Origin of the sequence: Aeromonas dhakensis (assembly GCF_002285935.1) — a bacterium.
Taxonomy (GTDB): domain Bacteria; phylum Pseudomonadota; class Gammaproteobacteria; order Enterobacterales; family Aeromonadaceae; genus Aeromonas; species Aeromonas dhakensis.
On record NZ_CP023141.1, the window covers coordinates 1146639 to 1159448 of the forward strand.

The 12810-nt window shown below is 64.6% G+C and carries 11 protein-coding genes; 10 read left to right on the forward strand and 1 reads right to left on the reverse strand.

Annotated elements, in window-relative coordinates; all coding sequences use genetic code 11:
• Positions 1-417 precede the first annotated feature (417 nt).
• Positions 418-2346, forward strand: coding sequence for an RNase E specificity factor CsrD (locus tag CK627_RS05715; RefSeq protein ID WP_167385278.1), 1929 nt, complete (start codon positions 418-420; stop codon positions 2344-2346).
• Between the two features lie 87 nt (positions 2347-2433).
• On the opposite strand, the gene CK627_RS05720 is transcribed toward CK627_RS05715, so the two are convergent.
• Positions 2434-3381, reverse strand: coding sequence for a 1-aminocyclopropane-1-carboxylate deaminase/D-cysteine desulfhydrase (locus tag CK627_RS05720; protein ID WP_095591853.1), 948 nt, complete (start codon positions 3379-3381; stop codon positions 2434-2436).
• A 69-nt stretch (positions 3382-3450) separates the two neighbouring features.
• Between CK627_RS05720 and mshI the strand changes: the two genes are divergently transcribed.
• The 9 genes from mshI to mshG all read left to right on the forward strand — a co-directional run bounded on the left by mshI (position 3451) and on the right by mshG (position 12808).
• Positions 3451-4314: an MSHA fimbrial biogenesis protein MshI gene (gene mshI, locus CK627_RS05725; protein ID WP_095591854.1), complete on the forward strand. Its 864-nt coding sequence runs from the start codon at positions 3451-3453 to the stop codon at positions 4312-4314.
• Positions 4315-4414: 100 nt separating this feature from the next.
• A complete protein-coding gene (gene mshI1, locus CK627_RS05735; protein ID WP_095591855.1) occupies positions 4415-5008 on the forward strand; it encodes an MSHA fimbrial biogenesis protein MshI1 in 594 nt (197 codons plus the stop codon).
• Positions 5008-5655 carry an MSHA fimbrial biogenesis protein MshJ gene (gene mshJ / locus CK627_RS05740; protein ID WP_011704364.1) on the forward strand — a complete coding sequence of 216 codons (648 nt, stop codon included), beginning with the start codon at positions 5008-5010 and terminating at the stop codon, positions 5653-5655. Before mshI1 ends, mshJ begins: the two co-directional genes overlap by 1 nt.
• Positions 5648-5974, forward strand: coding sequence for an MSHA fimbrial biogenesis protein MshK (mshK, locus tag CK627_RS05745; protein WP_095591856.1), 327 nt, complete (start codon positions 5648-5650; stop codon positions 5972-5974). Before mshJ ends, mshK begins: the two co-directional genes overlap by 8 nt.
• 70 nt (positions 5975-6044) lie before the next feature.
• The gene (gene mshL / locus CK627_RS05750; protein ID WP_095591857.1) at positions 6045-7721 is read left to right on the forward strand and encodes a pilus (MSHA type) biogenesis protein MshL; all 1677 of its coding nucleotides are present in this window, start codon (positions 6045-6047) and stop codon (positions 7719-7721) included.
• Between the two features lie 77 nt (positions 7722-7798).
• The gene (mshM, locus tag CK627_RS05755) at positions 7799-8689 is read left to right on the forward strand and encodes an MSHA fimbrial biogenesis protein MshM (protein WP_041216125.1); all 891 of its coding nucleotides are present in this window, start codon (positions 7799-7801) and stop codon (positions 8687-8689) included.
• Positions 8686-9792 (forward strand): MSHA fimbrial biogenesis protein MshN, encoded by a 1107-nt coding sequence (gene mshN, locus CK627_RS05760; protein ID WP_167385279.1) that lies wholly within the window; start codon positions 8686-8688, stop codon positions 9790-9792. The genes mshM and mshN overlap by 4 nt, the downstream gene beginning before the upstream one ends.
• 32 nt (positions 9793-9824) lie before the next feature.
• Positions 9825-11534 carry an MSHA fimbrial ATPase MshE gene (gene mshE, locus CK627_RS05765; protein WP_011704368.1) on the forward strand — a complete coding sequence of 570 codons (1710 nt, stop codon included), beginning with the start codon at positions 9825-9827 and terminating at the stop codon, positions 11532-11534.
• Between the two features lie 53 nt (positions 11535-11587).
• A complete protein-coding gene (gene mshG / locus CK627_RS05770; RefSeq protein ID WP_017408810.1) occupies positions 11588-12808 on the forward strand; it encodes an MSHA fimbrial biogenesis protein MshG in 1221 nt (406 codons plus the stop codon).
• The last annotated feature ends 2 nt before the right edge of the window (positions 12809-12810 follow it).

Consider the following 12810-nt stretch of genomic DNA (forward strand, 5'->3'; position numbering starts at 1 on the left):
TATAAAATCGGATGCTGAAGATTCAATCGCTGACCTGTCATAAATGACAATTGTCCAGCTTATCTGAAGTGGCTAGAGTAGCCGTGCGGTTTGACTCACCGTGTGTTCAATACTCCTGTATCTGTTTTTTTGTCAGTAGCACAGAGTGTTAGTTTTGATATGAGTGTTTCTTTTGGTCCCCTCTGCGGGACCATTTTTCTGCCTGTCATTCGGCCATGGCCCTGAGCCCTGCCTCCCTTTCTCTTCCTTGATCCTCCTTTTTTGGCCGCCACCCTGTCCGGGGCTTGGTGTTCTCGCACCTGTTTGGGTATGCTCGCCCGCTTAATTCCAGAAGCGGGATCTTCGTCCATAGGCGCGCTTCAAGGTTGGCTGATACGATGAAGCCACATGGAAGTTGTCGGGCATACGGAAAGGTACATGAAACTGACCACCCAGCTTGTCTCGTTTATTACCCTGTGCGTCATCGCGGCCATGGCCATGGTGCTGCTTGGCGGGGTGTTCAGCTTTCGCGAGCTGGGCATGGAGCTGCAGCAGAAGAAGGTCAACTCCCTGGTGGAGATCATCGACAAGCAGCTGGAGATCGCCGACGATCATCAGGATCTCACCCGCTGGCTGCCGACCCTACTGCGCTCGGCCCACGTGGTTGAGCTGGAGATCCGCCAGAACAAGCAGCGGATCTACTGGTTTCGCGACGTGCAGCAGCCGACCGACGAGAGCCTGCTGATCCCCTATCACCAGGCCATTCCCCATCAACCCGACATGCAGGCCGACTTCAAGCTGGAGCGGCCGTTCAAGGAGTTCGAGTACTCCATCAAGGCCATGTCCGGCATCTCCCTCGGCATCTTCATCGTGGTATTCGGCCTCTGGTACTCCATCCGCTGGCTGCGCTTGCAACTGAGAGGGGCCGAGCTGCTGGCGGAGCGGGCCCAGCTGATCCTGGACGGCAAGCTGACCAAGCTGGCCCACGATCCGGTCGACGAGTGGCCGCAGTCCGCCAGCCAGGCCCTCGATTATCTGCTGGCCGAGCTGGCGGATGCCCGCAAGGAGCGCAGCCGCTTCGACAACTTCATCCGCAGCAACGCCTTCGTCGACAAGCTGACCGGCATCGGCAACCGGCTGTTCTTCGACAACCGGCTGGAGAGCGCCATCATGGAGGCGAGCGTGATGAGCGGCGGCGTGCTGCTGATCGAGCTGGCCGGGCTGGAGGAGCTGGATCCCGAGCTGAACGGCCGCCAGAGCCAGGATCTGCTGATGGAGGCGAGCGCCTCCATCGCCGCCTTCGTGCGCAAGCACAACGGTGCCCTGCAAGCCCGCTATGCCGGCCAGGTGTTTGCGGTGCTGCTGCCCAACATGTCGGAGAGCGAGATGGTGGATGCCGCCGGCCAGCTGCACAAGAGCCTGCAGCGACTGCACTGGCCCGAGGCGGTCAATGCCGACACCGCCGTCTATCTGGGGGCGGTCTGCTATCAGGCGCAGGATTCCCTGCTCAAGGTGCAGGAGGAAGCGGAGCTGGCGCTCAAGAGCGCACAGCTGCAGGGTCACACCGGCTGGTTCCTCTACGAGAAGCAGCTGGACGAGGAGCAGAGCAGTAAGGGCACGGTGCGCTGGCGCACCCTGATCGGCCGGCGCATCGAAGAGCACGGCATCGACTTCTACGTGCAGCCGGTGCAGCAGGAGCGGGATCAGGTGGTGCTGCAGCAGGATCTGCTGATCCGGATCCACGACGAGCAGGGGCGGGAGCTGCAGGCCGGTGTCTTCATGCCGATGGCGGAGAAGGCGGGGCTGCTGCTGCCGCTGGATCGGCTGGTGGCACAGCAGACCCTCGCCCTGTTGCGTCAGCGCTCCGAGCAGAGCTGTCCCATCAGCCTGACCCTCTGCGCCCAGAGCCTGCTGCACCGGGAGTTCCAGCGCTGGCTGTTCTTCGATCTGTTCCAGCTGCCGCGTAGCACCAACGAGCGCTTGATCCTGCAACTCTCCGAGGCTCAGGTCACCCGCCACTACGAGGCGCTCAAGCGGCCGTTGCGGGCGCTGCGCATGCTGGGCTGCCAGCTGGCCATCGATCACGCTGGCCAGGATGTGGTGAGCACCCAGTACATCAAGGAGTTCGAGATCAACTTCCTCAAGCTGCACCCCAGCCTGGTGCGCGAGATCCATACCCGCCAGGTCAATCAGATGGCGGTGCGCAGCCTGGTGGGGGGCTGTGCCAACACCCGCACCCGGGTCATCGCCGTGGGGGTGGAGAGCGGCGACGAGTGGAAGATGCTGCGCCACCTCGGGGTGCACGCCGGGCAGGGCCCCTGGTTCGCCGAGCCGGAGCGGCTGGTGCTGGAACCGGCCGGCGCCTGATGAATGCAAGAGAGGGTCGCCTGGGCGACCCTCTCTTTTTGTGGTTCAGCGTGGTGGCTCATGGCTTGCGTTGCGCCCGGCCCGCCGTCACAGGCGCCCCTGCTCTCTCAGCCCCGCCAGCCCCTGCATGCCGCCGGTGTGGATGAAGACGATCTTGCTGTCGCGCGGGATGCGGCCTGCCGCCAGCTCGCGAAACAGCCCCCACATCGCCTTGCCGCTGTAGATGGGCTCCAGCGGCAGACCCGTCTCGGCGCTGAAGGCCTGCACCCACTGCCAGAGCGCCGGACTGAATTTGGCATAGCCGCCGTCGTGGTGATCCAGCGCGATCCGCCAACCGGGCGTGTCGGCGGCGGCAGGATGGAGTCGGCGCACCTCGTCGGCAATGAAGCTGCCCCCCTTGAGCACCGCGATGGCGAGGATCTGCTGTGGTGCCCGCTTGCCGGCGATGAGCCCGGCCAGGGTGCCGCCGCTGGCGCAGGGCAGCACCCAGAGATCCGGCGAGAAGGGCACTTCATCGACCAGCTCGGCCACCCCGGGAATAGCCAGCGGGCTGCTGCCCCCTTCCGGCACTATCAGGGTCTCTTCATTTTCGAATTGGGCCAGCCAGGCGGGATCCTGCCGCCGCCGGTAGCTTTGACGGTCGACAAAAACGAGATCCATGCCCCAGCCTTTTGCAGCGCTCAGAGTGCAGTTGCTGACGGCTTCCGGCTCCCCGCGTATGATGCCGGTAGTGCGCAGGCCAGATTGGCACCCCGCCGCCGCCAGGGCATGGATGTGATTGGAGTAGGCGCCGCCAAACGAGAGCAGACGGCGTTTGCCCTGCTCCCTGGCGTGCAGCAGGTGGTACTTGAGCTTGCGCCATTTGTTGCCCGAGATGGCGGGGTGGATCAGATCGTCCCGTTTGCACCAGAGCTGGACTCCATAGGCGCTCAACAGCGGGTGCGAGACAGCTTGCAGCGGCGAGGGCAACAGTGCGGGCTGCAGGGTCGGCTGCGCCATCAGGGACGATTGGGGTGACAATGAGTAATCGGTCATTTATCTGGAGGCTAATGCTCTGTTTATGCTAAGGTTTAATCCGTTTTGGGCAGCCAGGTGCGGGTTTCAATGAAACAATTTTTCAGACGTTCGACCCCCAGTCGTCAGGTAGGACTCCTGCTGGCCAGCGATCGGATCATGCTGGCTTCGCTCGGCAACCCGCCCATCTTCGCCACCCGCGCCATCAATGGCCCGCAAGAGTGGCCCCAGGCCATGGCCGAGCTGTTCAGCCGCCACGGCCTCGCCAAGTCTAAGGTGCGAGTCGCCCTCGCGGCCAGCCTTTATCAACAGGTCCAGATCGACAAGCCCGCCGTCCCCGATGCCGAAATGGCCGGAGCCCTGCCCTGGGCGATCAAGGATTACGTCAGTGAATCCGTGCTGCAGCTCGCCATGGATTATGTGGATCTGCCCACCCCGCCGGCGGGCCGGCCGCGCATCAACGTGATCTGCGTGCCCAAGGCGCGGGTGCAGCAGCTGGCGGATGCGGTCAACGGCATCGCCAGCCTGGACGCCATCGTCAGCGACGAGCTGGCAATGACCGCGCTCTACGAGCCTGATCAGACGGTGCGCATGCTGCTGTGGCAGCCGAAGGGGCAGGATCTGCAGCTGCTGGTGTTCCATCAGGGAGGGCTCTGCTTCTCCCGCCAGTTGCGCGGTTTCGGCGCCCTCACCGGCGAGCATGAGCCTGACGCCATGCTGCTCGATTCGCTGGCGCTGGAGATCCAGCGCTCCCTCGATTATCTGGTGGGCCAGCTCAAGCTGCCGGAACTCGGCCAGATGCAGCTCGCCATCGCCTCGCCCTTCATCGGTACCCTGGTGCGCCACATGGAGCAGACCTTCGGCTTTGCCGTCTCCGCCATGGCCAACAAGGCGATCCTGTCCGGCGTGGAATATCTCTCGGCTTATGCCGCCGCCCTGGGAGGTGAGCAATGAGCGCGCTTGCCATGTCGACTGCCAAGGCCAGCAAGTCCGAATTACTGTCTGGCATCGAATATCTCTCGGCCTATGAAACTGTCCTGGGGGAGGATGCCTGATGAAACGCCAGATCAACCTCTACGGCGCCGAGTTTCGGCCCAGACGGCAGTGGGCCAGCCTCAACCAGATGGCGCTGGTATGGGGCGGCAGCGTGCTGTTGCTGCTGTGTGCCTCCGGCGTCATCGCCTGGCAGCAGCACGCTGTCGAGCGCGAGCTGGTGCAGGTGCGGGCGGCGCTGGAGATCAAGCGTGGCGAGGCGCAGCGGCTGGATGCCGAGCTGGCCCGTCACCAGGCCGATGGCCTGCTGCAACAGCAGCTTGTCACCAAGCAGGAGGAGCTGACCGCCAAGCAGGGCCTGATGCGGCAGCTGGGCAGCCTGGCGCTGCAAAAATCCCAGGGCTATGCCGGGCTGATGGCCGATTTGTCCCGCATCCGCGATCCGCAGCTCTCCTTGCAGCGGATCGAGATCGCCGACGGCTACGTCAACCTGTCCGGCTTCGCCGGGCGCAGCCAGGATGTGCCGGCCTGGGTCAACCGTTTCAAGCAGACCCCGTCGCTGACGGGCAAGCAGTTTGGTGAGCTGACGTTAAGCCGTGACAAGGAGGGCCGGCTGGCCTTCCAGCTCAGCGGCATCGAGCGGGAGAAGCCCTGATGAGCCTGAAAGAGCAGTGGCAGGCATGGGCCGACAAGATCGCCGCCCTCAGCCAGCGCGAGCGAGTCCTGATCCTGCTGACCGGGGTGGTCGTGGTCGGCGCCGTTGCCATCTATGGCTGGCTGGATGGGGCCGCGGTGCGGTTGGAGCAGGAGCGGTTGGCGCTGAGCACTGCCCAGCGGGATCTGGAGATCATGGATCTCGAGAACCAGGGCAAGCAGGCCAAACTGGCGCGGGATCCGGATCTGCACGTACGTACCCAGCTGGCACAGCTGGATGGCGAGCTGGGCAAGCTGGACGCCGAACTGAAGGCCCAGACGGTGGATCTGATCCAGGCCCACGAGATGCCGGCCGTGCTGGAGGCCCTGCTGTCGCGTTCCGCCAATCTGCACATGGTGGCACTCACGTCGCTGACGCCGGAGCCGCTGATGGCGGGCGAGCAGCGCATCAACCTGTTCAAGCACGGCATCCGGCTCAAGCTGGAAGGCGGCTATTTCGATGTGTATCAGTATCTCAAGGCGCTGGAGGGGCTGCCGCGCCACTTCTACTGGAAGCAGTTTGACTACCAGGTGCAGGAGTATCCCAAGGCGGTGGTGGAGATGGAGATCTACACCCTCAGTACCAGCAAGGAGTTTATTCGTGGCTAGATGGTTTCCCCTGTGGGCGTGTCTGTTCAGTCTGCTGGCCCAGGCGCAGCCCGAGCTGTTGCAGGATCCCACCGCCCCTTTGAGTGGCGCGACCAGCGGCGCCAGTGCAACCGGCCAGCGCGAGGCCGGTCTGCCCAGGTTGCAGAGCATCATGCTGGGCAACGGCCCGGCACTGGCGGTACTCAACGGCAGCAGTTATCGGGTCGGCCAGCTGGTCGACGGTTATCGCGTGGTGGCCATAGGTGCAGATGCCGTGGTGCTGGAGAAGGGGAGCAAGCGCCAGTCGCTGACCCTGTTTGCCAGCAAGGTCCGGATCTGAACGCGCTCCACCCGGGATGGGCGGAGCCAGGTTTGTCGAGTTTAATTGCAAGTCAGGGTGCACTTATTACATGAAAAAACATCATCTCTGCCTGATCTCCGCCGCCGTGTTGACGGCAGGCTGTACCAGCTACCGGCACCCCGAACCCGTGCAGGCCAAGGACGCACTCAGGCATGCCATGACCGAGCAGAACAAGGGCGGGGCGCTGACCAGCGTACCCAAGTCGGTACAGAGCGAACTGCTGCAGCTCAATCGTCCGCCCCAGGCCATCAGCATGCCGGAACCGCGGCTGCGCATTGCCGCCCACGACGTGGATGCGGTGGAGTTTTTCGGCTCCCTGTTCAAGGGTTCCCGCTACAGTGTGGCGGTGCACCCCGGGGTGGCCGGCCAGATCTCGGTCGAGCTCAAGGACGTGACCCTGACCGAAGTGCTGGCGGTGGTGGGCGACATGTACGGCTTCGACGTGCAGCGCAAGGGCAACGTGTTCCACGTCTATCCGGCCGGGCTGCGCACCGAGACCATTCCGGTCAACTACCTGATGATGTCCCGGCGCGGTCTCTCCCGCACCTCGGTCAGCACCGGCGGGGTGACGGCCAACGACAACAATGGCAACAGCAACAGCTTCGACAATGCCAACAACAGCACCAATAACAACAGCACCAGCAACCGCTCCTCCAACGGCAGCTCGAACAGCGACAGCAACGGCACCCGCATCGAGACCGACACCAACAGCGACTACTGGACCGATCTGCGCGATACCCTGCAGACCCTGATCGGCAGCGGTGACGGCCGCGCCGTCATCACCAGCCCGCAGGCGGGCCTGGTGACCATCCGGGCCTATCCGAAGGAGCTCAAGGCGGTGCGCGAGTTCCTCAATCAGTCAGAGAGCCACTTGAAGCGTCAGGTGGTGCTGGAGGCGCGGATCCTGGAGGTGGCCCTCAACGAGGGTTACGAGCAGGGGGTGGACTGGAGCGGTCTCTCCGCCAGCTGGGATGGCAACAAGGGCATCACCGGCGGTGGTTCGGCAGCACCTTCCCAACTGCCCACCACCCCGAACCAGATCTTCAGCGCGCTGGGCGGCGGGGCCGGCTTCAAGATTTCCGACGGCAACTTCAACGTGGCGGTCAACCTGCTCAAGACCCAGGGTGACGTGAATACCCTCTCCAGCCCGCGGGTGACGGCGACCAACAACCAGAAGGCGGTGATCAAGGTGGGGACTGACGAGTATTTCGTCACCAACGCCTCCACCACCATCACCACCAACTCATCCGGGGTGTCCGACAAGACCCCCAACGTGGAGCTGACCCCCTTCTTCTCCGGCATCGCGCTGGACGTGACGCCGCAGATCGACGAAGAGGGCAAGGTGCTGCTGCATATCCACCCCTCCGTCATCGACACCGAAGAGCAGAACAAGGTGATCGACATGGGCACCACAGGCGGCAAGCTTGAACTGCCGCTGGCCAAGAGCTCGATCCGCGAGTCCGATACCGTGGTGCAGGCCAACAATGGCGACATCATCGTCATCGGTGGCCTGATGAAGACCGACAAGCAGGAGATCGTCAGCAAGGTGCCGCTGCTGGGGGACATTCCCTGGGTCGGCGAGGCCTTCACCAACCGCCGCGAAAGCACCAAGAAGGTGGAGCTGGTGATCCTGCTTAAACCGACCGTGGTGGAGAAGGACACCTGGCAGAACGAACTGCAGCGCTCCTCCGAGCTGCTCGACAAATGGTATCCGCCCAAGGGCTGAGTCATGATCCTGGACCGGTTTGATCACGTGCCAGGGGCCATCACGGGCTCCCTGGCAGAGAGGGCAGGGGATTGTCCATGTACCTGAACCACTTCGGTTTGCAGGAGGCTCCCTTCGGCCTCACCCCCAACACCGGTTTCTATTACGGGTTGCCCCCGCACGAGGAGGCGCTGCAGGTGCTCAACTGGGCGCTGGCGCAGGGGGAGGGCTTCATCAAGGTGACCGGCGAGGTCGGCACCGGCAAGACCCTGCTCTGCCGCAAGCTGCTGAGCGAACTGGGCTCCGAGGAGCGGCCGGTGCGTCTGGCCTGGTTGCCCAATCCCCACCTCAACCCGGCCGAGCTGCGCATCGCCCTGGCGCTGGAGCTGGGACTGGCGGTGCGGGATCAGAGCGAGCTGGATCTGACCGATCGCATCCATCGCCACCTGATCGCCTTGCACCAGCAGGGGAGCCGGGTGGTGGTGCTGATCGACGAGGCGCAGGCGCTGCCAGACGAGACGCTGGAGGCGATCCGGCTGTTTGGCAACCTGGAGACCGAATCGAGCAAGCTGCTGCAGATCGTGCTGTTCGGCCAGCCCGAGCTGGATGCCAGGCTGGCCAAGCCTCATCTGCGCCAGCTGCGCCAGCGGATCGGCTTCTCCTACTGCCTGCGGCCGCTGCGTTTCGATGAAACCCGGGCCTACCTGGAGCACAGATTGCAGATTTCCGGTTATCGCGGTGCCCCGCTGTTTGGCGGCCGGGCGCTGCGCCAGTTGTGGCGCGCCTCGCGCGGCATTCCGCGACTCATCAACATACTGGCGCAGAAGTGTCTGATGCTGGCCTATGGTCAGGGGGCGCGCCAGATCGACAGCCGGCTGGTGCGGTTGGCCGTGCGCGACACCGACGATGCCCGCCGCTTCGTGCCGCGGCGCTGGTGGCCTCTCGTGCTGCTGCTGGGCTGCGCCCTCGCCTATGGAGTCTGGCAATGAGCGTGATCAATCAGATGCTCAAGGATCTGGAGCAGCGTCAGCAGGGGGGCGAGGGGGCTGTCTATGTGCCACCCGTGCGCCAGCAGGGCTGGTGGATGTTGCTGCTGACCCTGATCTGCGGGCTGGCCCTCGGCATTCTGGGTTGGCGTACCTGGATCTACTGGCAGCAGAGCCAGCGGGTCGTCGAGGCCCGTCAGCAGCAGGCGGCCGGCGAGCCCAAACCGGACGCCATCGCCCGTGCGGTTCCCGCAGCGGTGCCGGCCAGTGCAGAACAGGAGCCGGTGGATCAGGTGGTGGCGTTGCCGACCCCGCGCCACCTTGCCGTCCCGCCTACCGCCGAGCCGCAGGAGGCGCAGGAGGCGCAGGAGCGCGCAGCCGATGACGCCGACGTGGCCGCCATCGATGAGGAGGGGCCGAGCGACGAGGAGCTGCAACCTGACCTCTATGCCGAGCTCGCGGCGGAGCAGGAGGCCCCCGCGGCCGCGCCGCGCAAGCCCGGTGTGCTCAAGATAGAGACGGTCAACCTCTCCGAGGCCGAACTGGCCACCCTGGCCGAGCGCAAGGCCACCACCGCCATGGCCAAGGGGCAACTGCGCGATGCCCAGGACAACTACTATCAGGTGCTGGCCCACGATCCCCGCAATCAGGGGGCGCGCGAGCAGCTGGCGGGCCTGCTCTACGGCGAGGGGCGGCTGAGCGAGGCGAGCCAGTTGCTGGAAGAGGGGCTCAGATTCGATCCCGAACAGGCCGATTTTCGGTTGCTGCTGGCGCGGCTCGCCATCAGCGGCGGCGATCAGCTCAAGGCGCTCGGCTGGCTGACCGGCCATCGACCGGATCTGGCCAGCAATCTGGATTACTACGCCACCTGGGCCGGGCTTAGCCAGGAGCTGGGTCAACATGCCGAGGCGGCGGATCTCTACGTGAAATTGTTGCGCCAGCAGCCGGATCAGGGCCGCTGGTGGCTCGGACTCGGTGTGGCCGAAGATGGTCAGGGTCACAGCCAGCGGGCGCTGGATGCCTATCGCAATGCCCAGTTGCACGGCAACCTGGGCGAGGCGTCGACCAGCTGGCTCGAACAGCGGATTGCCCAGCTTGCCCCCTGACGGGCGGCCGGGATCACTTTTTTGGAGTTTGCATGGCACAACCCAGACTGAAAATGCGCCTCGGCGACCTGCTGGTACAAGAGCAGATCATCTCGGATGATCAGCTGCAGCTCGCCCTGCAGCAGCAGCGTCAGACCGGCCGCAAGCTGGGGACCACCCTGATCGATCTTGGCTTCATCAGCGAGGTGCAACTGCTGCAGTTCCTCGCTCGCCAGCTGGATGTGCCCTTCTTCGATCTCAACAACCTCACCATAGATGCGTCGGCGGTGCCGCTGCTGCCGGAAGTGCAGGCGCGCCGCTACCGTGCGCTGGCGGTCAACCTCACCGACAACAAGGTGACGGTAGCCATGTCGGATCCGGCCGATTTGAGCGCCCTCGACGCCATCGCGGCGCTGCTGCGCCCGCGGGAGATGGGGCTGGCGGTGGCGCGGGAAGGCCAGCTGCTGGAGTATTTCGACCGCCTCTATCGCCGCACCCGCGAAATAGAGAGCTTCGCCGAACAGCTGCACGAGGAGTATCAGGACGCCGGCTTCGAGCTGGGTTCCAGCAATCTGGGGGCTGGTGACGAGGGGGAGGCGACGGTGGCCAAGCTGCTGCGCTCCCTGTTCGAGGATGCGGTGCAGGTGGGAGCCTCCGATATTCACATCGAGCCGGACGAGAAGGTGCTGCGCATTCGCCAGCGTATCGACGGCATCCTGCACGAGAACATCCTGAGCGAGGTGCGTATCGCCCAGGCGCTGGTACTGCGCCTCAAGCTGGTGGCCGGCCTCGATATCTCCGAGAAGCGGCTGCCGCAGGATGGCCGCTTCAACATGAAGGTGCGCGGCCGCGACGTGGATGTGCGGATGTCGACCATGCCGGTGCAGTACGGCGAATCCGTGGTGATGCGGCTGCTGGACCAATCTTCCGGCATCCTGTCGCTGACCGAGACCGGCATGCCGCCGGAGATCCTGACCCGCTTCCGGCGTCAGCTCAAGCGACCCCACGGCATGATCCTGGTGACAGGGCCGACCGGCAGCGGCAAGACTACCACCCTCTATGGCGCCCTCTCCGAGCTCAACCAGGCCAGCCAGAAGATCATCACGGTGGAAGATCCGGTGGAATACCGGCTGCCCAGGGTCAATCAGGTACAGGTCAATCCCAAGATCGGACTTACCTTCTCCCACGTGCTGCGCTCTACTTTGCGTCAGGACCCGGACATCCTGCTGGTGGGCGAGATGCGGGACAACGAAACGGTGGAGATCGGCCTGCGCGGCGCCATCACCGGTCACCTGGTGCTGACCACGCTGCACACCAACGATGCGGTTACCAGCGCCCTGCGTCTCATCGACATGGGGGCCCCCGGCTATCTGGTGGCGAGCGCGCTGCGGGCCGTGGTGGCCCAGCGGCTGGTGCGGCGGGTGTGCGAGCACTGCGTCGAGGAGAAGGCGCCGGATGAAGGCCAGGCCACCTGGCTGACCGTGCTCTCCGGCGAAGCGCCGGGCCAGCACGTCTATCACAAGGGGCGCGGCTGCCAGAGCTGCAACTTTACCGGCTATGCCGGCCGGATCGGGGTGTACGAGCTGCTGGAGCTGGATCAGCCCATGATGGACTCCCTGCGTCGCAACGACGCCGAAGGGTTTGCCAAGGCGGCCCGCCAGCACCCGCACTACCGGCCGCTGGCGCTGACCGCGCTCGATTACGCTCGCCAGGGGATCACCTCGGTGGATGAGGTACTGCGGCTGGCGGAGGACCTGGGGTAAGTGATGACCAACTTCATCGGCAATGAACACGGCCGGTTGGCGCGAGGCGCACCATGAGCAGCTTTGCCTACAAGGGGCGCGACAGCCAGGGCAATGCCGTCAGCGGCGTGGTGGACGCGGCCACCGAGATGGCTGCGGCCGAGCAGCTGATGCGCCGCGGCGTGATGCCGACCGAGCTGAAACCCGGCAAGGCGAAGGCGGCCGCCCTCGACTGGTCCCTCTTGCTGGAGCGGGGCGTGCGGCTGGACGAGCTGGTAGTGTTCAGCCGCCAGATGTATGCCCTGACCCGGGCCGGCATCCCCATCCTGCGCGCCATCGCCGGGCTGGAGGAGAGCGCCCACAGCAAGCCGCTCAAGCGGGCGCTGCACGCGCTGGGAGAGGATCTGGGCAACGGCCGGCCGCTGTCGAGCTCGATGCAGGCCCACCCCAGGGTGTTCAGCAGCCTGTTCGTGGCCATCATCCACGTGGGGGAGAACACGGGTCAGCTGGAAGAGGCGTTCTTGCAGCTTGCCAACTATTTCGAGCTGGAGCTGGAAACCCGCAAGCGGATCAAGACCGCCATGCGCTACCCCAGCTTCGTGCTGATTGCCATCGGCATCGCCATGGTGATCCTCAACATCATGGTGATCCCGGTCTTTGCCGGCATGTTTGCCAAATTTGGCGTCGAGCTGCCGCTGGCGACCCGGATCCTGCTCGCCACCTCTCACTTCTTCGTGCACTACTGGTGGGTGATGCTCGGTGTGTTGCTGGCCATGGTGTTCGGCTGGCGGCGCTGGGTGAGCACGGTCAAGGGCAAGCTGACCTGGCACAGATGGCAGCTCAAGTTGCCGATCGTCGGCACCATCATAGAGCGCTCCCTGCTGGCCCGCTTCGCCCGCAGCTTCTCCATGATGCTCAAGGCCGGGGTGCCGCTCAACACGGCGCTGAGCCTGGTGGCCGATGCGGTAGACAACGCCTGGATGGCGGGCCGGATCCGCGACATGCGGGCCGGCATCGAGCGGGGCGAGAGCCTGCTGCGCACCGCTGGCAGCAGCGGCCTGTTCACCCCGCTGGTGATGCAGATGATCGCGGTGGGGGAAGAGACCGGCCAGGTCGATGATCTGCTGCACGAGGCGGCCGAGTATTACGAGCGGGAGGTGGATTATGACCTCAAGAGCCTCACCGCCCGGATCGAGCCGATCCTGATCGGGATCGTGGCGGTCATGGTCTTGATCCTGGCGCTGGGTATCTTCACGCCGATGTGGGACATGATGCGGGCCGTACGCGGCAAGTAAGC